25 protein-coding genes, 1 pseudogene and 1 riboswitch are annotated in these 25,152 nt (G+C 72.5%); of the genes and pseudogenes, 16 read left to right on the top strand and 10 right to left on the bottom strand.

The annotated features are described in order from the left end of the window. The first annotated feature begins 6 nt into the window (after window positions 1-6). From B072_RS0128675 to B072_RS0128650, 6 genes are all read left to right on the top strand, one after another. Complete coding sequence (locus tag B072_RS0128675) at window positions 7-228, top strand: hypothetical protein (RefSeq protein ID WP_018533405.1); 222 nt, start codon at window positions 7-9, stop codon at window positions 226-228. A 112-nt stretch (window positions 229-340) separates the two neighbouring features. Beyond that, window positions 341-484, top strand: a riboswitch (cobalamin riboswitch). Window positions 485-542: 58 nt separating this feature from the next. Next, window positions 543-1,487 (top strand): cobalamin biosynthesis protein, encoded by a 945-nt coding sequence (locus B072_RS0128670; RefSeq protein ID WP_026246393.1) that lies wholly within the window; start codon window positions 543-545, stop codon window positions 1,485-1,487. Beyond that, window positions 1,484-2,995 carry a cobyric acid synthase gene (locus tag B072_RS0128665; protein WP_026246392.1) on the top strand — a complete coding sequence of 504 codons (1,512 nt, stop codon included), beginning with the start codon at window positions 1,484-1,486 and terminating at the stop codon, window positions 2,993-2,995. Before B072_RS0128670 ends, B072_RS0128665 begins: the two co-directional genes overlap by 4 nt. Before the next feature lie 190 nt (window positions 2,996-3,185). After that, on the top strand, window positions 3,186-5,204 hold the full coding sequence (locus B072_RS0128660) for a putative cobaltochelatase (RefSeq protein ID WP_018533402.1): 2,019 nt from the start codon (window positions 3,186-3,188) through the stop codon (window positions 5,202-5,204). After that, window positions 5,204-5,803 carry a cob(I)yrinic acid a,c-diamide adenosyltransferase gene (gene cobO / locus B072_RS0128655; RefSeq protein WP_018533401.1) on the top strand — a complete coding sequence of 200 codons (600 nt, stop codon included), beginning with the start codon at window positions 5,204-5,206 and terminating at the stop codon, window positions 5,801-5,803. The genes B072_RS0128660 and cobO overlap by 1 nt, the downstream gene beginning before the upstream one ends. An 8-nt stretch (window positions 5,804-5,811) precedes the next feature. Next, window positions 5,812-7,158 carry a cobyrinate a,c-diamide synthase gene (locus B072_RS0128650; protein ID WP_043244823.1) on the top strand — a complete coding sequence of 449 codons (1,347 nt, stop codon included), beginning with the start codon at window positions 5,812-5,814 and terminating at the stop codon, window positions 7,156-7,158. 32 nt (window positions 7,159-7,190) lie between these two features. On the opposite strand, the gene B072_RS0128645 is transcribed toward B072_RS0128650, so the two are convergent. Next, on the bottom strand, window positions 7,191-7,922 hold the full coding sequence (locus B072_RS0128645; RefSeq protein ID WP_018533399.1) for a ZIP family metal transporter: 732 nt from the start codon (window positions 7,920-7,922) through the stop codon (window positions 7,191-7,193). A 39-nt stretch (window positions 7,923-7,961) separates the two neighbouring features. Between B072_RS0128645 and B072_RS0128640 the strand changes: the two genes are divergently transcribed. The 3 genes and pseudogenes from B072_RS0128640 to cobC all read left to right on the top strand — a co-directional run bounded on the left by B072_RS0128640 (window position 7,962) and on the right by cobC (window position 9,880). Continuing rightward, the gene (locus B072_RS0128640) at window positions 7,962-8,363 is read left to right on the top strand and encodes a cobalamin biosynthesis protein (protein ID WP_018533398.1); all 402 of its coding nucleotides are present in this window, start codon (window positions 7,962-7,964) and stop codon (window positions 8,361-8,363) included. Window positions 8,364-8,428: 65 nt separating this feature from the next. Then, window positions 8,429-8,728: pseudogene (locus tag B072_RS49840) on the top strand (CbiX/SirB N-terminal domain-containing protein); the annotation flags it as partial. 21 nt (window positions 8,729-8,749) lie between these two features. Further along, entirely contained in the window at window positions 8,750-9,880 is a 1,131-nt protein-coding gene (gene cobC / locus B072_RS44265; RefSeq protein WP_267880639.1) for an Rv2231c family pyridoxal phosphate-dependent protein CobC, read from the top strand. Between the two features lie 36 nt (window positions 9,881-9,916). Here the strand turns inward: cobC and B072_RS0128630 are convergent, their stop codons facing one another. Next, the gene (locus B072_RS0128630) at window positions 9,917-10,276 is read right to left on the bottom strand and encodes a group I truncated hemoglobin (protein WP_043244821.1); all 360 of its coding nucleotides are present in this window, start codon (window positions 10,274-10,276) and stop codon (window positions 9,917-9,919) included. Between the two features lie 47 nt (window positions 10,277-10,323). Then, complete coding sequence (locus B072_RS0128625; RefSeq protein WP_018533395.1) at window positions 10,324-11,277, bottom strand: SCO1860 family LAETG-anchored protein; 954 nt, start codon at window positions 11,275-11,277, stop codon at window positions 10,324-10,326. 340 nt (window positions 11,278-11,617) lie between these two features. Between B072_RS0128625 and B072_RS0128620 the strand changes: the two genes are divergently transcribed. After that, entirely contained in the window at window positions 11,618-13,102 is a 1,485-nt protein-coding gene (locus tag B072_RS0128620; RefSeq protein ID WP_018533394.1) for an arylsulfatase, read from the top strand. A 13-nt stretch (window positions 13,103-13,115) separates the two neighbouring features. On the opposite strand, the gene B072_RS44260 is transcribed toward B072_RS0128620, so the two are convergent. Both B072_RS44260 and B072_RS0128610 read right to left on the bottom strand, forming a co-directional pair. Continuing rightward, window positions 13,116-13,547 (bottom strand): DUF7144 family membrane protein, encoded by a 432-nt coding sequence (locus B072_RS44260; RefSeq protein ID WP_018533393.1) that lies wholly within the window; start codon window positions 13,545-13,547, stop codon window positions 13,116-13,118. Between the two features lie 159 nt (window positions 13,548-13,706). Further along, on the bottom strand, window positions 13,707-14,801 hold the full coding sequence (locus B072_RS0128610) for an amidohydrolase family protein (RefSeq protein ID WP_018533392.1): 1,095 nt from the start codon (window positions 14,799-14,801) through the stop codon (window positions 13,707-13,709). Window positions 14,802-14,878: 77 nt separating this feature from the next. On the opposite strand from B072_RS0128610, the gene B072_RS0128605 reads away from it, so the two are divergent. The 5 genes from B072_RS0128605 to thpD all read left to right on the top strand — a co-directional run bounded on the left by B072_RS0128605 (window position 14,879) and on the right by thpD (window position 19,570). After that, window positions 14,879-15,979 (top strand): pyridoxal-phosphate-dependent aminotransferase family protein, encoded by a 1,101-nt coding sequence (locus tag B072_RS0128605; RefSeq protein WP_026246390.1) that lies wholly within the window; start codon window positions 14,879-14,881, stop codon window positions 15,977-15,979. Window positions 15,980-16,377: 398 nt separating this feature from the next. Then, window positions 16,378-16,911, top strand: a complete 534-nt coding sequence (gene ectA / locus B072_RS0128600) for a diaminobutyrate acetyltransferase (protein ID WP_018533390.1) — start codon at window positions 16,378-16,380, stop codon at window positions 16,909-16,911. 58 nt (window positions 16,912-16,969) lie between these two features. Next, on the top strand, window positions 16,970-18,241 hold the full coding sequence (ectB, locus tag B072_RS0128595; RefSeq protein ID WP_018533389.1) for a diaminobutyrate--2-oxoglutarate transaminase: 1,272 nt from the start codon (window positions 16,970-16,972) through the stop codon (window positions 18,239-18,241). A 37-nt stretch (window positions 18,242-18,278) separates the two neighbouring features. Then, complete coding sequence (locus B072_RS0128590) at window positions 18,279-18,677, top strand: ectoine synthase (RefSeq protein ID WP_018533388.1); 399 nt, start codon at window positions 18,279-18,281, stop codon at window positions 18,675-18,677. 5 nt (window positions 18,678-18,682) lie between these two features. Beyond that, the gene (gene thpD, locus B072_RS0128585; protein ID WP_018533387.1) at window positions 18,683-19,570 is read left to right on the top strand and encodes an ectoine hydroxylase; all 888 of its coding nucleotides are present in this window, start codon (window positions 18,683-18,685) and stop codon (window positions 19,568-19,570) included. Between the two features lie 72 nt (window positions 19,571-19,642). Here thpD and B072_RS0128580 read toward each other — a convergent pair whose 3' ends face one another. Further along, window positions 19,643-20,707: an alkene reductase gene (locus tag B072_RS0128580; RefSeq protein WP_018533386.1), complete on the bottom strand. Its 1,065-nt coding sequence runs from the start codon at window positions 20,705-20,707 to the stop codon at window positions 19,643-19,645. A gap of 142 nt (window positions 20,708-20,849) precedes the next feature. Between B072_RS0128580 and B072_RS0128575 the strand changes: the two genes are divergently transcribed. Further along, window positions 20,850-21,335 (top strand): MarR family winged helix-turn-helix transcriptional regulator, encoded by a 486-nt coding sequence (locus B072_RS0128575; protein ID WP_018533385.1) that lies wholly within the window; start codon window positions 20,850-20,852, stop codon window positions 21,333-21,335. Window positions 21,336-21,347: 12 nt separating this feature from the next. Here B072_RS0128575 and B072_RS0128570 read toward each other — a convergent pair whose 3' ends face one another. The 4 genes from B072_RS0128570 to B072_RS0128555 all read right to left on the bottom strand — a co-directional run bounded on the left by B072_RS0128570 (window position 21,348) and on the right by B072_RS0128555 (window position 25,110). Further along, complete coding sequence (locus B072_RS0128570) at window positions 21,348-22,469, bottom strand: maleylpyruvate isomerase family mycothiol-dependent enzyme (RefSeq protein ID WP_018533384.1); 1,122 nt, start codon at window positions 22,467-22,469, stop codon at window positions 21,348-21,350. Between the two features lie 55 nt (window positions 22,470-22,524). Beyond that, window positions 22,525-23,136, bottom strand: coding sequence for an RNA polymerase sigma factor (locus B072_RS0128565; protein WP_420707584.1), 612 nt, complete (start codon window positions 23,134-23,136; stop codon window positions 22,525-22,527). 110 nt (window positions 23,137-23,246) lie between these two features. After that, window positions 23,247-24,317 carry an aminotransferase class V-fold PLP-dependent enzyme gene (locus B072_RS0128560; RefSeq protein WP_018533382.1) on the bottom strand — a complete coding sequence of 357 codons (1,071 nt, stop codon included), beginning with the start codon at window positions 24,315-24,317 and terminating at the stop codon, window positions 23,247-23,249. Window positions 24,318-24,399: 82 nt separating this feature from the next. Then, window positions 24,400-25,110, bottom strand: coding sequence for a DsbA family oxidoreductase (locus tag B072_RS0128555; RefSeq protein WP_018533381.1), 711 nt, complete (start codon window positions 25,108-25,110; stop codon window positions 24,400-24,402). Window positions 25,111-25,152: the final 42 nt, after the last annotated feature.

Raw genomic sequence — 25,152 nt, 5'->3', positions numbered from 1 at the left:
CCCGCTATGAAGATCGACTGGGCAGCTCTCGGCTCCGTGTTCGGCGTCAGCCTCGTGGTCACCGTGGCCCTGGTGGGCCTGTTCACCCTCGGCATCGTCGGCCTCTCCAAGAAGGAGTCGGCGGCGCAGCGGGGCGGCTCGGCGGCACTCGCCACCTCGGGCGCGTACGCGTGCTTCGCGGCGTGTGCGGCGGCCGTGGCGTACGGGATCTTTCTGATCGTGGCCTGACCACGCTCGGCTTCCACGGGCCCGGACCTCCACGGTCCGGGCCCGCGGTGCGTTTCGGGGTGCGTGTGGACCTCCCCACACTCCCCCGTCCCAGGTCAACAGCAAGTTGACGCACCTTCGCGGAGCGTGGTGGACTTCCACCGCCATATACGGCAGCAGTTGAGGAAGCCGGTGCGAATCCGGCGCGGTCCCGCCACTGTCAGCCCCCGTTCGTCGAGGGGCGAGCCAGGAACTCTCGCTGCCGGTCTCGTCGAACCAGGGCGTGGACACCCTGAGTGAGGACAACTACCGCCATGTTCGCCCTGCGCGGCGCTGTGCGGCCCGGTCGCGTGTTCGCGTTCGGGGCCGCTGCTGGACTGTTGACCGACCTGTTGGTCGGGGATCCGCGCCGTGGGCACCCTGTCGCCGGTTTCGGGCGGGCCGCGGGCGCTGTCGAGCGCGTGCTGTGGCGGGACCATCGCGGGTGGGGCGCGCTGCACACCGTGGTGTGTGCCGGTGGAGCCGCTGCCGTGGGTGCCGCCGCTTCCCGTGCCGTACGTCGATCCCCCGCCGCCTCCGTCGCGCTGACCGCCGCCGCGACCTGGGCCGTGGTCGGCGGGACCTCGCTGGGCCGGGAGGCCCGGGCCGTCGGGTCCGCCCTGGAGGTTGGGGACGTGGAGCTCGCGCGGGAGTTGCTGCCGCGGCTGTGCGGCCGCGATCCGCAGGGCCTCGACGCGGACGGGATCGCGCGGGGCGTCGTCGAGTCCGTCGCCGAGAACACCTCCGACGCCGTGGTGGGCGCGCTGGTGTGGGGCGCGGTGGGCGGTGTGCCGGGGCTGCTCGCCTTCCGCGCCGTGAACACGCTCGACGCGATGGTCGGGCACAAGTCCGTGAAGTACCGCCGGTTCGGCTGGGCCTCGGCGCGCCTCGACGACGTCGCCGGATGGCCTGGAGCCCGGCTGACGGGCGCCCTCGCCGTCCTGGCGGGCGGCCGCCCCCGGGACGCCGTACGGGCCTGGCGGGCCGACGCCCGGCGCCATCCGAGCCCGAACGCCGGGGTCGTCGAGGCCTCGTTCGCGGGGGCGCTCGGAGTGCGGCTCGGCGGGACGTTGTCGTACGCGGGCCGGGTCGAGCACCGGCCGGTCCTGAACGACGAGGGGCGGGCCGTGCGGGTGGGCGATGTCGAGCGGGCCGCGCGGTTGTCGCGGCGAGTCGGTCTGTTGGCGTGGGGAGTCTGTGTGGGCGGGCGGTTGCTGTGGTCGAGCCGGGGGCGTCGATGAGGGGCGGGGGGCTGCTCGTCGCGGGCACGACCTCCGACGCGGGCAAGAGTGTCGTCACCGCCGGGATCTGCCGGTGGCTGGTGCGGCAGGGCGTGAAGGTCGCGCCGTTCAAGGGGCAGAACATGTCCCTCAATTCGTTCGTGACGCGCGAGGGCGCCGAGATCGGGCGGGCCCAGGCCATGCAGGCGCAGGCCGCCCGCGTCGAGCCGACCGCGCTGATGAACCCGGTGCTGCTGAAGCCGGGGAGCGACCGGAGCAGTCAGGTCGTCCTCATGGGCAAGCCCGTGGGCGAGATGAGCGCGCGGGGCTATCACGGGGCGCGGCAGGGTTCGCTGCTCGACACCGTGGTGGGGTGCCTGGAGGAACTCCGGGGCAGTCATGATGCCGTGATCTGTGAAGGGGCGGGCTCTCCCGCCGAGATCAATCTGCGCCGTACCGACATCGTGAACATGGGCATCGCGCGGGCCGCGCGGCTGCCGGTGCTCGTGGTCGGGGACATCGATCGCGGCGGTGTCTTCGCCTCGTTCTTCGGGACCACGGCGCTGCTGGCGCCCGAGGACCAGGAGCTGCTCGCCGGGTATCTCGTCAACAAGTTCCGGGGCGACGTGAGCCTGCTGGAGCCCGGGCTCGACATGCTCAAGTCCCTCACCGGGCGCGACACTTACGGTGTCCTGCCGTATCAGCACGGGCTCGGCATCGACGAGGAGGACGGGCTGCGGGTGTCCCTGCGGGGCACGGTGCGGGAGTCCGTCGTCGCGCCGCCGGTGGGGGCGGACGTGCTGCGGGTCGCCGTCTGCGCGGTGCCGCTGATGTCGAACTTCACCGATGTGGACGCCCTGGCCGCCGAGCCGGGGGTCGTGGTGCGGTTCGTCGACCGGGCCGAGGAGCTCGTCGACGCCGATCTCGTCGTCGTACCGGGCACGCGCGGAACCGTGAAGGCGCTGCAGTGGCTGCGCGAGCGGGGGCTCGCGGACGCGCTCGCGCGGCGGGCCGCCGAAGGCCGCCCGGTGCTCGGCATCTGCGGCGGGTTCCAGGTGCTCGGCGAGTCGATCGAGGACGAGGTCGAGTCGCGGGCCGGGGTCGTCGACGGGCTCGGGCTGCTGCCGGTGCGGGTGCGGTTCGCGGTGGAGAAGACCCTTGCGCGGCCGGTGGGTTCGGCTCTCGGGGAGTACGTCGAGGGGTACGAGATCCATCACGGGGTCGCCGATGTGCTCGGCGGGGAGGCGTTCCTGGACGGGTGCCGGGTCGGCGCCGTGTGGGGGACGCACTGGCACGGGTCGCTGGAGTCGGACGGGTTCCGGCGGGCGTTTCTTCGGGAGGTCGCCGACGCGGCCGGGCGGGCGTTCGTGCCGTCGCCCGACACGTCGTTCGAGGCGTTGCGGGAGGAGCAGTTGGACCGGCTCGGGGATCTGATCGAGCGGCATGCCGACACCGACGCGTTGTGGAGACTGATCGAGGGGGGCGCTCCGGTGGGGTTGCCGTTCGTTCCGCCGGGAGCGCCGTCGTGAGTTCGGTGGTGGAGAGTCGCCCCCGCCGCCCCTTCCCGTCCCGTCCCCGGGGGCTGCGCCCCCGGACCCCCCTGGACTCGTTTGTACGTGCGGGTGCGTCATGGTTGCTCGCGCCCCGCGGCGAAGCCGCTGATCGATACAGCCCCGCGCCCCTGTCGGGTCGCCTCAACTCAACGGAGGATCACGGCTGATGGCCACTCCCTATCCGTTCACCGCCGTCGTCGGGCAGGACGATCTGCGGCTCGCCCTGCTGCTCAACGCCGTGTCGCCCGCCGTCGGGGGGGTGCTCGTGCGTGGGGAGAAGGGGACCGCCAAGTCCACCGCCGTGCGGGCCCTCTCGGTGCTGATGCCGTCGGTCGACGTGGTCGCCGGGTGCCGGTTCTCCTGTGCTCCGCAGGCGCCCGACCCGCAGTGCCCCGACGGACCCCACGAGGAGACCCCCGGGGTTCAACGGGCCGCCCGCACCGTCGAGTTGCCGGTGGGCGCCTCCGAGGACCGGCTCGTCGGCGCGCTGGACATCGAGCGGGCGCTCGCCGAGGGCGTGAAGGCCTTCGAGCCGGGGCTGCTCGCCGACGCGCACCGCGGGATCCTGTACGTCGACGAGGTCAATCTGCTGCACGACCACCTCGTGGACCTGCTGCTCGACGCCGCCGCGATGGGCGCCTCGTACGTGGAGCGCGAAGGGGTGTCCGTGCGGCATGCCGCGCGCTTCCTCCTCGTCGGCACGATGAACCCCGAAGAGGGCGAGCTGCGGCCGCAGTTGCTCGACCGGTTCGGTCTGACCGTGGAGGTCGCCGCGTCCCGGGAGCCGCAGCAGCGGGTGGAGGTCGTCAAGCGGCGCCTCGCCTACGACGACGACCCCGAGGGCTTCGCGGGGCGGTGGGCCGACGAGGAGAACGACGTGCGGGCGCGGATCGTCGCCGCGCGCGAGCTGCTGCCCCACGTCCTGCTCGGTGACGACGCGTTGACGCAGATCGCGGCGACCTGTGCCGCGTTCGAGGTGGACGGGATGCGCGCGGACATCGTGATGGCGCGGACCGCGACCGCGCTCGCCGCGTGGGCGGGGCGGACGGAGGTGCTGTCGGAGGACGTGCGGCAGGCCGCGCTGCTCGCCCTCCCCCACCGTCGGCGCCGCAACCCCTTCGACGCGCCGGGTCTCGACGAGGACAAGCTCGACGAGACCCTCGACGAGTTCGGGCCGCAGGACGACGGTCCCGACCCCGAGCCCGACCCGGACGGCCCCGGCGGCCCCGACGGTGGCGGTGGCGGGCTGCCGCCCCAGGGCGGCGACGGCGACAGCTCCCCCGGTGAGCCGCAGGAGCAGGAAGAGGCGCCCGCGCAGGCCCCCGGCGGCCCCGGCGAGCAGCGGGCCGTCTCGGCCGGCGAGCCGTTCCGTACGAAGATGCTGAGCGTGCCGGGGCTGGGCGACGGCGCGGCGGGGCGGCGGTCCCGGGCGCGGACCGAGCACGGGCGCACGACCGGGTCGACGCGACCCCGGGGCACCCTGACGAAGCTGCACCTGGCGGCCACCGTGCAGGCCGCGGCCCCGCACCAGCGGGCGCGGGGCCGCAGCGGCCCCGGGCTCGTCGTGCGCCGGGACGATCTGCGGCAGGCGACCCGCGAGGGGCGCGAGGGCAATCTCGTGCTGTTCGTCGTCGACGCCTCGGGATCGATGGCGGCTCGGCAGCGGATGGGCGCCGTGAAGGGCGCCGTCCTGTCGCTGCTGCTCGACGCCTACCAGCGGCGGGACAAGGTGGGGCTCGTGACCTTCCGGGGCACGGGCGCCGAGGTGGCGCTGCCGCCGACGTCGAGCGTGGACGCGGCCGCGGCCCGGCTCGAATCGCTGCCGACCGGCGGGCGTACGCCGCTGGCCGCCGGGCTGCTCAAGGCGCACGAGGTGCTGCGGGTGGAGCGGCTGCGGGACCCGGCGCGCCGGCCGCTGATGGTCGTCGTGACCGACGGCCGGGCCACCGGTGGCCCCGAGCCGGTACAACTGGCCGGGCGGGCCGCCGGGCTGCACGCCGCCGAGGGCACCGCCTCCGTGGTCGTGGACTGCGAGACCGGGATGGTGCGGCTCGGGCTCGCCGGGCAGCTGGCCGGTCGACTCGGCGGCAGCGCCGTCACGTTGGACGAGCTGCGGGCCGAGTCCATCACCGGGCTCGTCAAGGACGTACAAGGAACGAACCAGACCCGCAGGAGGGCCGCCTGATGCCGCAGGGACAGCCGAGTGTCGTACCGGACGACGGACTGACGACACGTCAGCGCCGCAACCGTCCGCTGGTGTTCGTGCACACGGGCATCGGCAAGGGCAAGTCGACGGCCGCCTTCGGGCTCGCGCTGCGCGCCTGGAACCAGGGCTGGCCGATCGGGGTGTTCCAGTTCGTCAAGTCGGCGAAGTGGAAGGTCGGCGAGGAGAACGCGCTCAAGGTGCTCGGCGCCTCCGGCGAGGGCGGCACCGTCGACTGGCACAAGATGGGCGAGGGCTGGTCCTGGGTCCAGCGGGACGATCAGGCGGACAACGAGGAGAAGGCCCGCGAGGGCTGGGAGCAGGTCAAGCGGGACCTGGCCGCCGAGACGTACAAGCTGTACGTGCTCGACGAGTTCGCCTACCCGATGCACTGGGGCTGGATCGACGTGGACGAGGTGGTGGCGGTGCTGCGTGACCGGCCCGGCACCCAGCATGTCGTCATCACCGGGCGCAACGCCCCCGAGAAGCTCGTCGAGTTCGCGGATCTGGTGACCGACATGTCGAAGGTGAAGCACCCGATGGACACGGGTCAGAAGGGCCAGCGGGGCATCGAGTGGTAGAGCAGCCCGTGCGCGTTCCCCGGCTGGTGGTCGCCGCGCCCGCGTCCGGTTCGGGCAAGACCACCGTGGCCACCGGTCTGATGGCCGCGTTCGCCGAGCGCGGCCTCGCCGTGTCGCCGCACAAGGTCGGCCCCGACTACATCGACCCGGGCTACCACGCGCTCGCCACCGGCCGTCCCGGCCGCAACCTGGACGCGTACATGTGTGGCCCCGGCCTGGTCGCGCCCTTGTTCGCGCACGGGGCGAACGGCTGTGAACTCGCCGTCGTGGAAGGCGTGATGGGGCTCTTCGACGGCGCGTCCGGGGAGGGCGAGCTGGCGTCGACGGCCCATGTGGCCAAGCTGCTCAAGGCGCCCGTGGTGCTCGTCGTCGACGCCTCGTCGCAGTCCCGGTCGGTGGCGGCGCTGGTGCACGGCTTCGCGTCGTTCGACCCGCAGGTGCGGCTCGCGGGCGTGATCCTGAACAAGGTCGGCTCCGAGCGGCACGAGCAGTTGCTGCGGGAGGCCCTGGAGGAGGTCGGCGTCCCGGTCTACGGCTCTTTGCGCCGGACCCCTCAAGTGGCCACCCCTGCCCGGCACTTGGGTCTCGTCCCGGTGGCCGAGCGGAGCGCGGAGGCGGTCGACTCGGTGCGCGCGGCGGCGGCGATGGTCCGCGAGGGCTGCGACCTGGACGGGCTGCTGGCGCTGGCGAGGACGGCGCCGCCGCTGACTGCGGAGGCCTGGAGCGCGGGAGCCGCGCCCGAGGCGCCGAGCCACCGCCCGGTCGTGGCCGTGGCCGGAGGCGCCGCCTTCACGTTCTCCTACGCCGAGCACACCGAGCTGCTCACGGCGGCCGGCGCGGAGGTCGTCACCTTCGACCCCCTGCACGACGAGCGCCTCCCGGAGGGCACGGCGGGCCTGGTGATAGGCGGCGGTTTCCCCGAGGTCTACGCTCCCGGGCTGTCGGCCAACGAACAGCTCCGCAAGGACGTGGCCGCGCTGGCGGGCACCGGTGCCCCGGTCGTCGCCGAATGCGCGGGCCTGCTGTACCTGGCCCGCTCCCTCGACGACCAGCCCATGTGCGGGGTCCTCGACGCGGACGCCCGGATGACCGGCAGGCTCACGCTCGGCTACCGGGACGCGGTCGCCGTCAGCGACAGCGTCCTGGCCCCGGCGGGCTCGCGGCTGCGCGGCCACGAGTTCCACCGGACCGTCCTCGAACCGGGGGCCGGGCCGACGCCCGCGTGGGGCATGCGGCTGCCGACGCCGCGCGTCGAGGGCTTCGTGCAGCAGGGTGTACACGCCAGCTATCTGCACACGCACTGGGCGGCGCTGCCGGACATCGCCCGCCGCCTGGTCGGCCGATGCCTGCCGTAGAGGGCGCGCCCCCACAGAGCCCGGTAAGGGGCTCAGCCCGCGATGCCCACCACGAGCCAGATGAAGGCCGCGCCCGCGACCGTGCACGCCAGGGTCGAGCGGGCCGGGTGGTCGTGGTGGGCCTCGGGGAGGATCTCGGCGGCGGCGAGGTAGAGCAGCACGCCGCCGAAGAAGCCCAGATAGCCGCCGAGCAATTGCTCCGGAATGGTGAACAGCAGCGTCGACGCCGCGCCCACCACCGGGGCCACCGCGTCGGCGAACAGCATCATCACCGCCTTGCGGCGGGCGTTCCCGTACAGGCTCGTGATCGTGTACGTGTTGAAGCCGTCGGCGAAGTCGTGGGCGATGACCGCGAGCGCCACCGCGAGGCCCATGCCGCCGCCCACCTGGAACGCGGCACCGATCGCGACGCCGTCCATCACGCTGTGCCCGACCATCGCCGAGGCCGCCGTGAGGCCGATCTCGGGGACCCGGCCGTTCTCGCGCTCGTCGCCGCCGTGCGCCGCCTGGCGCTGGGCGAGGAGGTGTTCCAGGACGTGCGCGGCGAGGAACCCGGCGACGAACAGGAGCAGCGCCGCGGGCACCCCGAAGACCGGGCCGCCCGCCGCTTCGAGCGCCTCCGGGAGCAGATCGAGGCCGACCACGCCGAGCATGAGTCCACCCGCGAGACCGAGCACCAGGTGGCGCCGGTCGGTGACCCGTTGCGCGGTCCAGCCGCCCACCAGGGTCATCAAGAAGGCGCCGAGCGCCACGAACACCGCCATAAGCCCTTGCTAACTCATCCGACCCCCGCGCCGCACATCATGACCTGCGCCTGCGACCGGGTCGTCGCCGGGGTCGGGGCACGGGCCGGTGTCACCGCGGGCGAGGTCCTGGAACTCGTCCGGGACGTGCTGGCCGAGGCCGGGGCGCGCCCCCGTGAGCTGGCCGCACTCGCGACCGTGGAGGCGAAGGGGCGGGAGCCGGGGATCGTGCGGGCCGCCGAGGCGCTCGGGGTGCCGCTGGTGACCTATCCGGCGGCGCGGCTCGCGGCCGTGCCCGTCCCGCATCCCTCGGACGAGGTACGCGGCGTCGCCGGTACGCCGTCCGTCGCGGAGGCCGCCGCGCTCGCCGCCGGGGGTGAGCTGCTCGTTCCCAAGCGGGCGGCGCGCGGGGCGGACGGGGGGCCGGGCCGGGTGACCTGTGCCCTGGCGCGGGCCGGGTAGGGTCCCCTCCCTTCGCCCCTCACCGTCGTACGCCCCCCTCACGCGTCATTCAAGGAGCCCGTCCCGTGCACACCCCTCCTCCCGCTCTGCTCGCCGCGCTCGAAGGGCGGCTCGACGATGTCCTGGGCTCCGGTGCCCGTACTCCGCACGACCGGGCCGGTGTGACGGTGCTGCTGGTGGGCCGCGGCTCGGCCGACCCGGGCGGCAACGCCGAACTCGTCGCCGCCGCGCGGCTGTTGTGGGAGGGCAGCGGGTACGCGGGGGTGGAGACCGCGTTCGTGTCCGGTGCGGCGCCCGACGTTCCGGCGGGGCTCGAGCGGTGTGCGGCGCTCGGGGCGCGGCGCGTCGTCGTGCTGCCGTACGAGGCGTCGGCGGCGGGGCGCGCCATGGCGCAGGCCGAGGGGTGGGCGGCGGCGCGTCCGGAGGTGGCGGTGGTGCCGTGTGCCGCGGTGGACGTGCCGGGCGTCGTCGACGGGCCCGATCTGCGCCATCACGGGGACGCCGAAGTCCGCGACGACGGGGAGAAGTTGACGGATCTCGCGGTGAACGTCCGCACCGGTACGCCGCCGCGCTGGCTGCGGGAGCACGTCGCCGCCTCGCTGGAGGGGCTCGCCGCGTATCCGGACGGGCGGGTGGCGCGGGCCGCGGTGGCGGCGCGGCACGGGGTGCCGGTGGAGCGGGTGCTGCTCACGTCGGGGGCGGCCGAGGCGTTCGTGCTGCTCGCGCGGGCGCTCAGGGTGCGGCGGCCCGTCGTCGTGCATCCGCAGTTCACGGAGCCGGAGGCGGCGCTGGAGGATGCCGGGCACGCGGTGCGGCGGGTGCTCCTGGACGAGGAGGCGGGGTTCCGGCTCGATCCCCGGCTCGTGCCGGGCGACGCCGACCTCGTGGTGATCGGGAATCCGACCAACCCGACGTCCGTACTGCATCCCGCCGATCTGGTGGCGCGGCTCGCACGGCCCGGGCGGGTGCTCGTCGTGGACGAGGCGTTCATGGACGCCGTGCCGGGTGAGCGGGAGTCCCTCGCCGGGCGGACGGATGTGCCGGGGCTCGTGGTGCTGCGGAGCCTGACGAAGACGTGGGGGCTCGCCGGGCTGCGCATCGGGTACGTGCTGGCCGAGCCGGAGGTCGTCCGTGCGCTGGAGCGGGCGCAGCCGTTGTGGCCGGTGTCGTCTCCCGCGCTGGTGGCGGCGGAGGCGTGTGTGTCGGACCGGGGGGTCGCCGAGGCCGAGGATGCGGCTCGCGCCGTTGCGGCGGACCGGGCTCATCTGGTCGGACTGCTACGGGAGTTGGGGGCCTACGGGGTGCGGGTGGCCGGGGCGCCGGAGGGGCCGTTCGTGCTGGTGCGGGTGCCGGACGCGGATGTGGTGCGGGTGCGGTTGCGGGAGGCGGGGTTCGCGGTGCGGCGGGGGGACACGTTCCCGGGGCTCGGGCGGGACTGGGTGCGGGTGGCGGTGCGGGGGCGCCAGGTCGGCGAGGCGTTCGTCTCCGCGTTGCGGGAGGTGCTGGTCGCGGGTTGAGAGGATCGCCCCCGCACCCCTAGGTCCGGAGAGGCCTTAGCGCACTATCTGCTGCTTCAGAGGCGTCAGGCGCGTCGCTATCTCGGCTATCAGCGGCTCGTCCACTCCCGCCTCCGCGAGGGACTCCGCCAAGTGCTGGACCACTCGGTCGAAGTCGGCCTCCTTCAGGGCCAGTTGGGCGTGCGCCTCGGCCAAAGGGCGGCCCCGGTAGGTCTCGGGGCCGCCCAGGGCCGTCGCGATGAAGGCCCGCTGGTGGGCCTTCATCGCCGGGAGGTCGGTGGTGCCGAAGTGCGGGGACAGGTGGTCGTCCGCCAGGACTCTGGCGTAGAAGAGATCGACCACCGCCGCCACGGCGGGGGCTCCGCCCCCTCTCTCGTAGACACTCGCATCACTCATGGCAATCGAACGTATCTGCGGAACCCCTGATTCGGTACCGCTCCGCGTCAGGCGCGGGAGCGGCCCCTGCGCGCCATCGCCACCGCGCCGCCGCCCGCGACGAGCAGGACGATCGCGCCGCCCGCGATGTACGGGGTGACCGAGTCGCCGCCGGTCTCCGCCAGGTCGCTCTTCGGCTGCGCCTTCGCCGCGACCGGTTCGGCGGCCTCGGTCTTGATCGGCTCGTCCGCCTTCTCGCCCTGGGGCTTCGGGGCCTCCGCGACGGCGGGCGCCTTCGGGGCCTCACAGGTGGCACCGGCCAGGGTGACCTCGCCCTCGACCTCGGCGACGTTCAGCTTCAGCGGGTTGACGGAGACCTTGAGCTGAAGGGCGGAGGCAGCCGCCGTCGTCGAGGTCGTGGAGGTGGAGGAGAGCGCGAGGGAGACCTCGCCGACCCCCGGGACCTCGACGCGCGTCGTGCCGCCCGTGGTCAGCGTGACCTTCTTGCCGAGGACGGTGACGGAGCCGAGCAGGTTCGACTCGGCGACCGGCTTCTTGCCCGCCTCGCACAGCGCCTTCGACGTGACCTGCTCGACCTCGATCAGCGAGAGGAGGGGGAGGCCGGGGACGTGGACCTTCGCGTGGGCCAGCTGCGTGAAGCCCTCCGCCTTCTTGGCGTCGACCGTGGCCTTCGCCTTGGCCACCTCGGCGCTCAGCACGCTGAACGGCTGTCCGCCGTCGACGCCGTCGAGGTGTGCGGTCAGCGCGGTCTTCTCGGCGCTCGCGGGAGCCTGCACCTCGTTCAGCGCGACCCTCAACGGGACGTTCACGGTCTTGTTGAGGAGCGAGACGTCCAGGCCCGTGCGCAGGACCACCGCGCCGGCCTTGCCGCCGTGGTCGCCGGTGGCGGCCGCCGGACCCGCGGTGGCGAGCACGGCTGGGCCGGCGGCGAGGACAGCGGCGGTGGCCGTCGCGGCGAGGCGGCGGGCTCGAAGGGACGCGGTGTGGCTGGTGCTGGGCATGCTGGTGGGACCCCCAGGGACGGGACGGAAACGAGACAAGGACGTGGTGCCGGTGCGGCGGGGCGCCATGGGGACATCGCGCGGTGCCGTCGACGAAGGAATCTTTACGCACTGAGAGTGAACGGGCGGCAACCAGGCGTGAGTTCACCCCAAAGTGGGGTTTCCGCGCATGTCTTCGAATCCGGTGACGCTGTTGTCCTCTCGCGTCACGCTTGTCGCCGATACGCCTCGAACGCGCCGGTTGACAGCGCGGGCGCGGCCAAGTTGTGTGCAACGAGCAGCGAGAGCACCAGGTCACGCTGTGTCAACCGGCGTCCCGAATCGAGGAGTTCCGCTTCCCATGCCGCGCAACGTCGTCCTGATCACCGCCGACCAGTGGCGCGGAGACTGTCTTTCGGGGGCGGGGCACCCCGTCGTCCGGACGCCCTATCTGGATCAGCTCGCGGGGCGGGGAGCCCGGTTCGACCGGGCTTACACGGCGGTGCCGTCCTGCATCCCGGCACGGGCCGCGCTGCACACGGGTCTCGCCCAGACCGGGCACGGCCGCACCGGATACCGGGACGGCGTGCCGTGGGAGTACCCGGTGACGCTCGCGGGCGAGTTCGGGCGGCACGGCTACCAGACGCGGGCGATCGGCAAGCTGCACGCCTACCCGGAGCGCAACCGCATCGGCTTCGACGAGGTGACCCTGCACGACGGGTACTTGCACCAGGCGCGGGACCGGCGCGTGGATCCCCGCTTCCACGACGACTACGCGGCCTGGCTGGAGCGGCAGCCGGACGGCGGCGACTACACGGACCACGGGCTCGACTGCAACAGCGTGGTGGCCCGGCCCTGGGACCGCGCGGAGCGGCTGCACCCCACGAACTGGGTGGTGAGCGAGGCCGTCGACTTCCTGTACCGCAGGGATCCGACCGCGCCGTTCCTGCTTCACCTCTCCTTCCACCGGCCGCATCCGCCGTACGACCCGCCGGCCTGGGCCTTCGAGCAGTACCTGGACGCACCCCCGTACGAGCCGGCCGTCGGCGACTGGGCCGGTGATCTGGAGGCATGGCGGGACGACGCGCGCGCGGACGCCAACTACGCGTCGTACGACGGCCGTACGGCCCATCGTGCGCGGGCCGGCTACTACGGCCACATGTCCCACATCGACCAGCAGATCAACCGCTTCGTGCAGGCACTCGGCGAGTTCGGTCTCGCCGACGACACCTGGATCTGCTTCACCTCGGACCACGGCGAGATGCTGGGCGAGCACCGGCTGTGGCGCAAGGCGTATCCGTACGAGGGATCGGCGCGGGTGCCGCTGATCCTGTCGGGGCCGCGCGGGGCGCTGCCCGGCGGGACCGTGGTGGGCCCCGGCACGGTGGCCGAACTGCGCGACGTCATGCCCACGTTGCTGGAGTGCGCCGGGCTCCCGGTGCCGGACGGCCTCGACGGACACAGTCTGCTCCCGGCCGCCCTGGGCCGTGAACTCCCCTCCCCCAGGCCGTACTTGCACGGCGAGCATGTGCTCTTCGGAGAGTCGATGCACTGGCTGACGGACGGGCGCACGAAGTACGTGTGGTTCTCGGGCGGGGGCCGCGAGCAGCTCTTCGACCTCGACGCCGATCCGCGGGAGCTGCACGATCTGGCTCCCGCGGCAGCGCGGGACGTCGCCGTGTGGCGGGCCCGGCTCGTGGCTGAGCTGGACGGGCGGCCCGAGGGGTACGTGGCGGGCGGTGAACTGGTCCCCGGCCGAACGCCGCTGGACACCCTGCCGGACGACTGGACGCGGGCACGGGCACGGGCACAGACGCAGGCACAGACGCAGCCGGTACGGGGATAGCCTTCCGCCCAGGTCACAGACCGCCGCCGGTCCCGGCGGGGAACCTCGTCAGCGCGAAGAGAATCATGAGGTCGATCGCCATCACGGGGAGGGCCCACACCGGGTAGTACGGAAGGAACATGAACTGGGTGATCAGGCTGATCGCCGCCACCACGGTGCCGGCCAGGCGCCCCCAGCCGGTGTTCAACAGGACGCCGAAGCCGGCGACGACCAGCCCCACTCCCACCAAGAGGTGGATCACGCCCCAGGCCGTGAGGTCGAATCGGTAGGTGTACTGGGACGAGACGGCGAACACGTTGTCCTGTGCGATGCCGGATGCGCCCACGAGGATGCTCAAGGGACCGCTGAGCATCATCATGGCCCCGGCGAACTCGGACGCCCCGTTGATCGTTTCGCTGCCGGTTCCCCGGGGCCTCTGCGGTGACTGGTGCGACGTGACGGTCATGGCCGTGGCCTTCCTGTCAGCGCGGCCACCGACGCACCGAGCCCCCTGCGAAGCCGGCCACGTTCCCCTGCCAGGATTCCAGGATCCTCGTAACTCTTCAGCACCCTTCAGCGCCACGATGCGACGCTTCGGGGCCACGACCGCCCCCGGACGCCGCCCCTACCCGACGACCCGTCCCCGCAGCACGATCCGCCGCGGCGACCCCAGCACCCCCACGTCCGCCCGCGGGTCCGCCCCGTAGACGACGAGGTCCGCCGGGGCGCCCTCCTCCAGGCCGGGACGCCCGAGCCATTTCCGCGCGCCCCAGGCCGTGGCCGAGACGGCCTCGACCGGCGGGATACCGGCGCGCACCAGCTCGGCGACCTCCCCGGCCACCAGGCCGTGGGCCAGGGAGCCGCCCGCGTCCGTGCCCACGTACACCGGGATCCCGGCGTCGTAGGCGGAGCGGACCGTGTCGTAGCGGCGGTCGTAGAGGCGGCGCATGTGGGCCGACCAGCGGGGGAACTTCTGCTCGCCGCCCGCCGCGAGGTCCGGGAACGTGGCGATGTTGACGAGGGTGGGGACGATGGCGACGCCCCGCTCGGCGAAGAGGGGGATCAGGTCGTCGGTGAGGCCCGTGGCGTGCTCGATGCAGTCGATGCCCGCCTCGACGAGGTCGCGCAGCGAATCCTCCGCGAAGCAGTGGGCGGTCACCCGGGCGCCGAGCCGGTGGGCCTCGCCGATCGCCGCCTCGACCGCGTCGCGCGGCCAGCACGCGCCCAGGTCACCGGTGCCGCGGTCGATCCAGTCGCCGACCAGCTTGACCCAGCCGTCGCCGCGCCGGGCCTCCTGGGCGACGTACGCGACGAGGTCCTCGGGCTCGATCTCGTGGGCGTAGTTGCGGATGTAGCGGCGGGTGCGGGCGATGTGGCGGCCGGCCCGGATGATCCGCGGCAGGTCCTCGCGGTCGTCGACCCAGCGGGTGTCGGACGGTGAGCCCGCGTCGCGGAGCAGGAGCGTGCCGGCGTCGCGGTCGGTCAGGGCCTGCTTCTCCGCCGTCTCGGCGGGGACCGGGCCGTGGGTGTCGAGGCCGACGTGGCAGTGCGCGTCGACCAGTCCCGGCAGGGCCCAGCCGTCGACCGTCGTCACGTCGAGGCCCGGCCGGACCGGGCGGTCGTAGCTGATCCGGCCGTCGACCACCCACAGCTCGTCGCGTACGTCGTCGGGTCCGGCCAGGACCCGCCCCTTCACGTGCAGCACCCCGGCGTCGGTCATGGGAAGAAGCCTATGGGGGCGGTGGGTACGCTCGTCATCGGCATCCAACCGAACCCGTGAGCGAAGAGAGCACCACCGTGACGCATCCGTTTCTCGATCTGGCCCCCCTGAGCGCGGAGCACTTCGCCTCCATCGAGGACCGCGTGGCCCGGCTGATGGACACCGCGCAGGACGTCGTGATCATGCAGGGCGAGGCGCTGCTCCCGCTGGAGGGCGCCATCCGCGGGACCGCGGGGCCCGGCACCGTCGCGCTGAACGTGATCACCGGTCCGTACGGGCAGACCTTCGGCGACTGGCTGCGCGACTGCGGGGCCACCGTGCACGACCTGGCCGTCCCGTTCCACACAGCCGTCACCGCGGACCAGGTGCGGGAGGCGTTCGCCGAGCACCCGGAGATCGACTTCGTGTCCCTGGTGCACGCGGAGGCCGCGACCGGCAACACCAACCCCGTCGCCGAGATCGGTGAGGTGGTGCGCGAGCACGGCGCGATGTTCTATCTGGACGCGGTGGCGTCCGTCGCCGCCGAGCCGGTGCTGCCCGACGCGTGGGGCGTGGACCTGTGCGTGATCGGCGCGCAGAAGGCGATGGGCGGTCCGGCCGGTGTCTCGGCCGTCTCGGTGAGCGCCCGGGCGTGGGAGCGGATGGCCGCCAACCCGCAGGCGCCGCGCCACTCGTACCTGTCGCTGCTCGACTGGAAGCAGCGGTGGATCGACGGCGGACGCAAGGCTCTGCTGCACGCGCCCGCGCAGCTGGAGATGCTCGCGCTCGAGGCGTGCGTGGAGCGGATCGAGAGCGAGGGACTCGACTCCCTGATGGCCCGTCACGCGAGCGCCGCCGCCGCGACCCGGGCCGGAACCCTCGCGCTGGGCGGGGGACTTGAGCCGTACGTCCACGAGGCGAAGGACGCCGCTCCGGTCGCCACGACGCTGCGCGCGCCCGCCGGGACCGACGCCCGCGAGCTGGTCGCGAAGGCCCTGGCGGTGGACCCGGTACTGCCGCTGGTCGCGGGCGGCGGGGCCCTGGCCCAGGAGATGATCCGGGTCAACCACTACGGCCCGCAGGCCACGCGTGGCGTCGTGCAGTCCTCGCTCGCCGCGCTCGGCGGGGCGCTCGCGGAGGCCGGCCTGGAGGTCGACCTCGAAGGCGCGCGCAAGGCCGTCGCGGCCGCCTGGAAGTAGCCCCGCACCCGCACAGACGCACCGGCGCCGCCCTTTCAGGGCGGCGCCTTTCTTTTCCCCGCGCATTCCACAGACTTATTTCCGGCATTCCTCAATACGCATTCCTCATGCGTTTATCGGAAGAAGCTTCTCGTACTGCTTCTGCCCGCTTTTCCGAGGTGTAAACGCCAAGGTTCCGACAACGCGAGTCGACGTAATTCGGACGGGTCTCCAGCGGGTTACGCAGCTGTGACGCACTCCACATCAAGGGTGATTTGCGGCTTTGATCCCGCACAAAACGGGATATCTCGATGGCAGCTCATGCGCGCACCCACCCGCGCGCGATAACACGGAATCCTTCATTCCGTAACCCCTCCCCCAGGTGCAATCCCAAAAATTGCTCGGTAAATTGAATTCGCATGACCGCCGCTACAGCGCAATTCCAGCTCGACCATCCCGGCGTCGCCGACGGCGCCGCGATCTGGCGTATCGCACGCGACTCGAAGGTGCTCGACCTGAACTCGTCGTACAGCTATCTGCTGTGGTGCCGCGACTTCGCGGCCACCTCGGTGGTGGCCCGCGACGAGCGGGGTGAGGTGGCCGGTTTCGTCACCGGCTACATCCGCCCCTCGCGGCCGAACACCCTCGTCGTGTGGCAGGTCGCCGTGGACCACGCCCACCGCGGGCACGGTCTCGCCGGCCAGCTCCTGGACGGACTGACCGCCAAGGTCCTCGGTGCCGGGCGGCCGGTCAGCACGGTCGAGACGACCATCACCCCGGACAACTCGGCGTCCCAGGCGCTGTTCCTGTCCTACGCACGCCGGCACGGCGCCGGTGTGGCACGTGAAGTCCTGTTCGACGCGGGCCTGTTCCCCGACGACGGGCATCTGCCCGAGGAGCTGTACCGCATCGGACCGATCGGACCCGCCGGGTCCGCCGGCTCCGCCGCCTGACCTCGATCCCACTCACCACGAACCCCCCTCAACTCGCTTCCCCAGAGGAGCCATTGCTGTGACCATCACCCAGCCGGACCTGAGCGTCTTCGAGACCCTTGAGTCGGAGGTGCGCAGCTACTGCCGCGGCTGGCCCACCGTCTTCGACCGGGCCCAGGGCAGCCGCATGTACGACGAGGACGGCCACGAGTACCTGGACTTCTTCGCGGGCGCCGGATCGCTCAACTACGGCCACAACAACCCCGTGCTGAAACGCGCTCTGATCGACTACATCGAGCGCGACGGCGTCACGCACGGCCTCGACATGTCGACGGCGGCCAAGCGCAACTTCCTGGAGACGTTCCAGAACGTGGTCCTGCGCCCGCGCGACCTGCCGTACAAGGTCATGTTCCCGGGCCCGACGGGCACCAACGCCGTCGAGTCGGCGCTGAAGCTGGCCCGCAAGGTCAAGGGCCGCGAGTCGATCGTGTCCTTCACCAACGCCTTCCACGGCATGTCGCTGGGCGCGCTCGCGGTGACCGGCAACGCGTTCAAGCGGGCGGGCGCCGGCATTCCGCTGGTGCACGGCACCCCGATGCCGTTCGACAACTACCTCGACGGGCAGACGCCGGACTTCATCTGGTTCGAGCGGCTCCTGGAGGACTCCGGCTCGGGCCTGAACACGCCCGCCGCCGTGATCGTCGAGACGGTCCAGGGCGAGGGCGGCATCAACGTGGCCCGCGCCGAGTGGCTGCGCAAGCTCGCCGACGTGTGCAAGCGCTGGGACATGCTGCTGATCGTCGACGACATCCAGATGGGCTGCGGCCGCACCGGTGCGTTCTTCTCCTTCGAGGAGGCGGGCATCACACCGGACATCGTGACTGTTTCGAAGTCCATCAGTGGGTACGGACTCCCTATGTCCCTGTGCCTGTTCAAGCCGGAGCTCGACGTCTGGGAGCCGGGCGAGCACAACGGCACGTTCCGCGGCAACAACCCCGCGTTCGTGACGGCCGCCGCCGCTCTGGAGACGTACTGGACCGACGGCGCCGCGATGGAGAAGCAGACGCTGGCCCGCGGCGAACAGGTCGACCAGGCCCTGCGGGCGCTGCGCGACGAGTTCCCCGACGACACCGTCGAGTACCGCGGCCGTGGCCTGGTGTGGGGTCTGGAGTTCCGCGACAAGGAGCGGGCGGGCAAGGTCGCCAAGCGCGCCTTCGAGCTCGGCCTGCTCATCGAGACGTCCGGCCCCGAGAGCGAGGTCGTCAAGCTGCTTCCGGCGCTGACGATCACGCCCGAGGAGCTGGAGGAGGGCCTGCGCACGCTCACCAGGGCTGTGCGCGAGACGGCCTGACACTTATTCAGAAATATTAGAGAGGCAGCAACTCACCGTGATTGTCCGTTCGTTCAAGGAGATCGAGAACACCGACCGGCACATTAAGTCGGCGACCGGCACTTGGGAGAGCAAGCGCATCGTCCTGGCCAAGGAGAAGGTCGGCTTCTCCCTGCACGAGACGATTCTCTACGCCGGCACGGAGACCGACATGTGGTACGCCAACCACATCGAGGCCGTGCTGTGCGTCGAGGGCGAGGCCGAGCTCGAGAACCGGGAGACCGGCGAGAAGCACTGGATCGAGCCGGGGACGATGTATCTCCTGAACGGCCACGAGCGCCACACGCTGCGGCCCAAGACGGACTTCCGCTGCGTGTGCGTGTTCAACCCGCCGGTCACCGGACGGGAGGACCACGACGAGAACGGCGTCTACCCGCTGCTGACCGAGGAGGGCTGAGCCAGATGACCGCTGTCACCGACCTGTATCCGACCCGCGGCGCCTCCGAGGTGGCCACGCCCCGTGTCGACCCGGTCGTCTGGTCGCCGCCCGAGGCGCGCGGCCCGATCCGACAGTCGGATCTCACCTCCTTCGAGGAGGACGGCTTCCTGGCCATGGAGGAGCTGATCGGCCCGGAGGAGATCGGCACGTACCAGGCCGAGTTGAACCGCCTGGTCAGCGACCCGACGATGCGCTCCGACGAGCGCTCCATCGTCGAGCCGAACTCGCAGGAGATCCGTACGGTCTTCGAAGTGCACAAGATCAGTGAGATCTTCGCGAACCTGGTCCGCGACGAGCGGGTCGTGGGCCGGGCTCGCCAGATCCTCGGTTCGGACGTCTACGTCCACCAGTCGCGGATCAACGTCAAGCCGGGCTTCGGCGCCTCGGGCTTCTACTGGCACTCGGACTTCGAGACCTGGCACGCCGAGGACGGTCTGCCCCACATGCGCACGGTGTCCCTCTCCCTCGCGCTGACGGAGAACTACGACACCAACGGCGGGCTCATGATCATGCCCGGCTCGCACAAGACGTTCCTCGGCTGCGCGGGCGAGACGCCGAAGGACAACTACAAGAAGTCGCTGCAGATGCAGGACGCGGGCACGCCGAGCGACGAGGCGCTGACCAAGTTCGCCGACCGGCACGGCATACGCCTGTTCACCGGCAAGGCGGGCTCCGCGACCTGGTTCGACTGCAACGCCATGCACGGCTCCGGGGACAACATCACCCCGTTCCCGCGCAGCAACGTCTTCATCGTGTTCAACAGCGTGGAGAACGAGGCGGTGGAGCCGTTCGCGGCACCCGTGCGGCGTCCCGAGTTCATCGGCGCGCGGGAGTTCACCCCGGTGAAGTAGCGCTTCTCCGTACGACAGCAGGGGCGGGACCGGTCACGGTCCCGCCCCTGCTGTCGTGGTGTCCGGCCGCCGTTACCGGGCCGGGTAGTCCGTGTAGCCCTTCGCGTCGCCGCCGAAGAACGAGGACGGGTCGGGGGTGTTGTACGGCCCCTCCGTCCTGAGCCGGGCCGGCAGGTCCGGGTTGGCGAGGAACAGGGCGCCGAAGGTGAGCACGTCGGCGAGCCCGTCCTCGATCAGGGCGAGCGCCCGGTGGTCGGTCGGGCCCTCGGTGAACGCGTTGAGGAAGAAGGTGCCGGTGAACCGCTTGCGCAGGTCGGCGGTGACCTCGCGGACCTCCGGCACGGCCTCCAGAACGTGCAGATAGGCGATGCCGAGCGGCTCGATCCCGGCGATCAGCACCTCGTAGACCTCGGCCGTGTCGGTCCCCGACATCGAGTTGTACGGGTTCAGCGGCGAGATGCGCAGGGCGGTGCGCTCGGCGCCGACGGCCGCGGCGACGGCCTTCACGACCTCGACGGCGAACCGGGCGCGGTTCTCGACGCTGCCGCCCCACTCGTCGGTGCGCTCGTTGGAGCCGGGCGCGAGGAACTGGTGGATCAAGTACCCATTGGCACCGTGCAGTTCGACGCCGTCGAAGCCCGCCTGTATCGCGGCGCGCGCGGCGTCGGCGAAGTCGGCGATCGTGGCGCGGATCTCGTCGGCGGTCAGCTCGCGCGGCGCGACGAAGTCCTGGAAGCCGTCGTTCGTGAACGCCTTGCCCTCCGGCGCCACGGCGGACGGCGCCACCGGCAGCCCGCCGTCCGGCTGCAGCGACGGGTGGCTGATCCGGCCCGCGTGCATGATCTGGGCGAAGATCACGCCACCGTCGGCGTGCACGGCGTCGGTGACCTTGCGCCAGGAGGCGATCTGCTCCTCGCTGTGCAGGCCCGGCGTCCAGGCGTAGCCCTGGCCCACCGCCGAGGGCTGGACGCCCTCCGAGATGATCAGGCCCGCGGAGGCGCGCTGCGCGTAGTACTCGGCCGTCAGGTCGGTGGCGGTGCCGCCGGCGCCGGCCCGGCTACGGGTCATCGGGGCCATCGCGATGCGGTTGGCGATCCGGGTGCCGGAGAGGTCGAGCGGGTCGAAAGCGGTGGTCATGACTGCTCCGATCAACATCGGTACGGGTCCGCCACGGAGTTATGTGGTCGGCCAATCAATTGCGCTGACGTCACTGTAGCGCATTCATTGGCCGACCAAGGTAATGTTTCCGTGAAGCCCGGAACCACCCACAGGAGCACCCATGTCCCCGTCCGAGGAACCTGCCTGTACCGCTCTGCCCGCCGTCGCGAACGGCGGCCCGGTCAGTCTCGCCCTCGCGCGGGTCGCCCGCCTGCACCGTGTCGCCGCCGGCCGCAGACTGCGCGGGCTCGGCCTCTACCCGGGGCAGGAGTTCGTGATGATGCATCTGTGGGACAGGGGGCCGGTGCGTCAGTCCGACCTGATCAAGGCCGTCGAGCTGGATCCGTCGACGGTGACCAAGATGCTGCAGCGCCTGGAGCACGCCGGGCATGTGCGGCGCTCGCCCGACCCGCGCGACCGGCGCGCGGTGCTCGTCGAGGCGACCGACCAGAGCTGCGGGCTCCTGGACGACGTGGCCGGGGTGTGGAGCGCGCTGGAGGAGCGGACGCTCGCGGGCCTCTCGGCCGCGGACCAGGCCGAGTTCACCAGGCTGCTCGGCCTGGTGGAGGCGAACCTGTGCGCCGACTCCGGGGAGTGCCCGCAGTAGCGCACGGGCTCCTCACAGCCAGGCGAGCCGCGCCGCCCGGTCGAGCACGGCCTGGACGGCCCGCGGGTCGCCGCCCGTGCCGCGGGGGACGGCGTCGGCGGCGGCACGGCCGCCGATCAGCAGACAGAAGTCGACCGGATCCAGGGCGAGTTCACCGCGGACCGGTTCGTCCTCCGAGCCGAGGATCCACTCGGTGCTGCGCGTCTCGTCCGTGACGGTGAGCGCGACCGGCGGGGCCTGCGGGCCGAGCGCCAGGCCGAGGATGCGCACCGCGAGGCGGACCAGGCGCCACAGGTGCGCGGCGGGCGGCGGGGGCACCGGGCGCCGCAGGGCGCGGCCGATGTCGTCGGCGTGGATCCAGGTCTCGAAGGCACGGATCAGGAAGTGGTCGGCGACGGGCAGCCGGATGCCGAGCAACACCGCGGCGCGGGCGGCCAGTTCGGGGTCGCGGGCGGCTTCGGTGCCGAGCAGCGCGGCGGCCTGGGCGCGCCAGGTGGCCACGGTCTCCGCGGGGGCACGGCCGCGTTCATGGGTGATCACGCGGTGGGTGCGGGAGGCCCACTCGGTGCGCCAGGCCGTGTCGCCCTGAGGGTCGGGCGAGGCGGACGGCGCGCTCGGCGGCAGGCCCAGACGGGCGGCGAGGTGTTCGTCGGCGGCGATGAGGTGGGCGACCGTGTCCTGCACGGTCCAGCCGTGGATCACCAGGGTCTGCCAGGTCCCCGCGTCCGCCTCCGCCAGCAGCGCCTGGAGGGCGGCGACCGCGGCGGCGTAGGGCTCCGCGTGCGGGGTGGTGGCGCGGGGCACGGGTGGGCGCTGGGCCAGGGCCCGGGTCAGGGTCTCGTTCATGGCGGTCCGGCGGTGGGGCGCGACGGACGAGACGGACGAGGCGGACGAGGCGGACGAGGCGGACGCGACGGACGCGAGGGCCTCGGTGTCCGGGCCGTCCAGGATCCGTACCGTCTCGCGCAGGCGCTCCGCCTCCGCCGCGCACGTCGCGCAGTCGGCCAGGTGCGGGGGCACGAGCCGCTGTTCGTCCGGGGGCAGGGCGTGGACGGCCCAGGCTCCGAGGAGTTCGCGCACCGACGCGTGATCGGGTGCGTGGTCCGGCTCGTGGTCGTAGGCGTCCGGTGTCATCCACGCGCTCCCTTCGGTACGTCGGCCGATGCGTCGGCCCGGGTGCGGTCCGCCATCACGCACCCCTTTCATAGGCCGGATCGGGCGGATCCGCCAGGGTTTCGGCCAGCCGGTGCAGGGCCGTGCGCAGCCGGGTCTTGGCGGTGCCCTCGGGGATGCCGAGCTCCTGTGCCGCCTGGCGGTAGGTGCGGCCCGCGAAGTAGGCCAGGTGCACCACCTGCCGCTGCGGCAAAGGGAGTTCGGCCAGGGCCGAGTGGAGCAGCAGCGAGCGTTCCCGGTCGACGACCCGCTCGTCGGGGCCCGGATCGTCCGCGGGGATGGCGTGCAGCACCTCGTCGTCCGCGGCGGTCGCCTTGCGGTGCCGGGCCTCGCTGCGCACCCAGTCGACCGCGCGCCGGTGCGCGAGCATGGTGAGCCAGGTGCGCAGTGAGCCGCGGCCCGCGTCGAAGGCGTAGGGCCGGGCCCACAGGTGGGCGAAGACCTCCTGCGCCACGTCGTCCGCGGCCCCGGCCGTGCGGGTCACGCGGACGGCGACGTGGCGCACGAGCCCGCCGTAGACGTCGTAGGCCTCGGAGAGCGCCGCCTCGTCGCCGTAGATCAGCCGTCGGTGCAGTTCCGCGTCGGACGTCGTCGGGCCGGGCCGGCCGGCCTGCCCTGTCCGCTCCACGGGGTCAGTCGGGTCCGTGCGAGCCACCGGCACCACCACCTCGTACTGCCTTCCTAGCGTCCGGCGGGCCCGGACGCCAGGGGTGGGGGACTGTGCCGGCACACAGACTCTCAGCGCGACAGCGCGTCCAGGAGCCGGTCGACGTCGTCGGTGGTGTTGTACAGGTGGAAGGAGGCCCTCAAGTTGCCCGCGCGGTCGGAGAGTTCGATGCCGTGGTCGTGCAACTCCGGCTGTCGTGCGCCCAGTCCGGGGACGGAGACGATCGGCGAGTCCGGGGCCGGGACCGGCTCCCGGCCCAGTTCCGCGAGTCCCGCGCGGAAGCGGGCGGCGAGCGCGAGGTCGTGGGCGCGGATCGCCTCCGGGCCCAACTCCTCGATCAGGGCGAGGGACTGGCGGGCTCCGGTGTACGAGATCAGGCTCGGGGTCTCGTCGAAGCGGCGCGCGGAGCGGGCGAGCTCGGTGACCGGGCCGTAGCAGCTGTCCCAGGGCTTCTCCCCCGCCACCCAGCCGCCGAAGACGGGCGTCAGCTCGTCGGGGTCCCCGGGGCCGATGAAGAAGGCCGCGCCGCGCGGGCAGGTGAGCCACTTGAAGGCGACGGAGGAGACGTAGTCCGCGGCGGCGGCGTGTTCCGCGAGCGGGAACCAGCCCGCGGCCTGGGACGCGTCGACGTAGAGCCGGGCGCCGTGCTCGCGCGTGACCGCCCGCAGTTCCGTCAGGTCGGTGACCCGGCCGTCCGCCGACTGGGCCGCGCTGACCGCGACCAGGGCCGTGCCGGGGCGTACGGACTCGGCGAGCGACTCCAGCGGGACGGTGCGGACCTTGAGGTCCTCGCGTACGTGGAAGGGGTTGATCGTGGAGCTGAACTCGCCCTCCGCGACGAGGACTTCGGCGCCGTCGGGCAGGGCGGCGGCGATCAGCCCGGTGTGCACGGCGACGGACGCGCCGGTCGCCACCCGGGCCACGGGGACGCCCGCGATGCGCGCGAAGGCCGCCCGCGCCTCCTCCACGTCGGCGAAGAGGGAGTCGATGGGCCGGCCCTCGGTCATCGCGACGATCGCCTCGCGCATCGCGTGGGCGGCGCGGGCGGGGAGGAGGCCGGAGCTTGCGGTGTTCAGATAGGTGGTGGCGGGGCTGTACTGAGCCGCTACGAGGCTGAGATCGAGGTCACCTGAGGTCTCCATGGCACCACTGTGCCCCGCCGCCAACTACCCGTCCATTGCGGATGTTTGAGCAGTACCTCTTAGGAACGCTTATGTGCGCCGCTCAGGCCTGCGGGACCGCGCAGCCCTCGGGGCCGCAGGTGTCGCCGTCCGCGAGGGTCTTCAGCGGGGCCGGCCGGTCGCCCCACGCCTGGGTGAGCGCCTGCGTGAAGACCTCGGCGGGCTGGGCGCCGGAGACGCCGTACTTGCGGTCGAGGACGAAGAACGGCACGCCGGTCGCGCCGAGCTCGGCCGCCTCGCGCTCGTCGGCGCGGACGTCGTCGGCGTACGCGTCGGGGTCGGCGAGGACACCGCGTACGTCGGCCTCGTCCAGGCCCGCCCCGACGGCGAGCCGCACGACGTGCTCCTCGTCGGCGAAGACGGACTCCCGGTCGACGAAGTTGCCCTTGTACAGGGCGTCGATCAGCGCGTCCTGGAGGCCCTTGTCCTTGGCCAGGTGCAGCAGGCGGTGCAGGTCGAAGCTGTTGCCGTAGTCGCGGCCCTCGGTGAGGTAGGGCAGGCCGAGCGAGGCGGCCTGCTGTCCGAGGCCCTGCTCGTTGGCGGCGGCCTGGGCCTCGCTGATGCCGTACTTCTTCGCGATGTGCGGGACGACGAGACCGGTGTCGCCCTTCTTGACCGTCGGGTCCAGCTCGAAGGAGCGGTGCACGACCTCGACCTCGTCCTTGTGCGGGAAGGCGTCGAGGGCCTGCTCGAACCGGGACTTGCCGATGTAGCAGAAGGGGCAGTTGATGTCGGTCCAGATCTCGACGCGCATGGGGTCTCTCGCTCCAGCTGGTTACGTACGGTATGTGCCTAC

Origin of the sequence: Streptomyces sp. HmicA12 (assembly GCF_000373565.1) — a bacterium.
Classification (GTDB): Bacteria; Actinomycetota; Actinomycetes; order Streptomycetales; family Streptomycetaceae; genus Streptomyces.
Note: the sequence above shows the minus strand (reverse complement) of the source record. Positions and strands in the feature narration are given on the sequence as shown.

Coding starts and splice junctions, on each gene's coding strand:
- B072_RS0128675 (WP_018533405.1), top strand. CDS start 7: ATGAAGATCGACTGGGCAGCTCTCGGCTCCGTGTTCGGCGTCAGCCTC.
- B072_RS0128665 (WP_026246392.1), top strand. CDS start 1,484: ATGAGGGGCGGGGGGCTGCTCGTCGCGGGCACGACCTCCGACGCGGGC.
- B072_RS0128660 (WP_018533402.1), top strand. CDS start 3,186: ATGGCCACTCCCTATCCGTTCACCGCCGTCGTCGGGCAGGACGATCTG.
- cobO (WP_018533401.1), top strand. CDS start 5,204: ATGCCGCAGGGACAGCCGAGTGTCGTACCGGACGACGGACTGACGACA.
- B072_RS0128645 (WP_018533399.1), bottom strand. CDS start 7,922: ATGGCGGTGTTCGTGGCGCTCGGCGCCTTCTTGATGACCCTGGTGGGC.
- B072_RS0128640 (WP_018533398.1), top strand. CDS start 7,962: ATGACCTGCGCCTGCGACCGGGTCGTCGCCGGGGTCGGGGCACGGGCC.
- cobC (WP_267880639.1), top strand. CDS start 8,750: ATGGCGCAGGCCGAGGGGTGGGCGGCGGCGCGTCCGGAGGTGGCGGTG.
- B072_RS0128630 (WP_043244821.1), bottom strand. CDS start 10,276: ATGAGTGATGCGAGTGTCTACGAGAGAGGGGGCGGAGCCCCCGCCGTG.
- B072_RS0128625 (WP_018533395.1), bottom strand. CDS start 11,277: ATGCCCAGCACCAGCCACACCGCGTCCCTTCGAGCCCGCCGCCTCGCC.
- B072_RS0128620 (WP_018533394.1), top strand. CDS start 11,618: ATGCCGCGCAACGTCGTCCTGATCACCGCCGACCAGTGGCGCGGAGAC.
- B072_RS44260 (WP_018533393.1), bottom strand. CDS start 13,547: ATGACCGTCACGTCGCACCAGTCACCGCAGAGGCCCCGGGGAACCGGC.
- B072_RS0128610 (WP_018533392.1), bottom strand. CDS start 14,801: ATGACCGACGCCGGGGTGCTGCACGTGAAGGGGCGGGTCCTGGCCGGA.
- ectA (WP_018533390.1), top strand. CDS start 16,378: ATGACCGCCGCTACAGCGCAATTCCAGCTCGACCATCCCGGCGTCGCC.
- thpD (WP_018533387.1), top strand. CDS start 18,683: ATGACCGCTGTCACCGACCTGTATCCGACCCGCGGCGCCTCCGAGGTG.
- B072_RS0128580 (WP_018533386.1), bottom strand. CDS start 20,707: ATGACCACCGCTTTCGACCCGCTCGACCTCTCCGGCACCCGGATCGCC.
- B072_RS0128575 (WP_018533385.1), top strand. CDS start 20,850: ATGTCCCCGTCCGAGGAACCTGCCTGTACCGCTCTGCCCGCCGTCGCG.
- B072_RS0128570 (WP_018533384.1), bottom strand. CDS start 22,469: ATGACACCGGACGCCTACGACCACGAGCCGGACCACGCACCCGATCAC.
- B072_RS0128560 (WP_018533382.1), bottom strand. CDS start 24,317: ATGGAGACCTCAGGTGACCTCGATCTCAGCCTCGTAGCGGCTCAGTAC.
- B072_RS0128555 (WP_018533381.1), bottom strand. CDS start 25,110: ATGCGCGTCGAGATCTGGACCGACATCAACTGCCCCTTCTGCTACATC.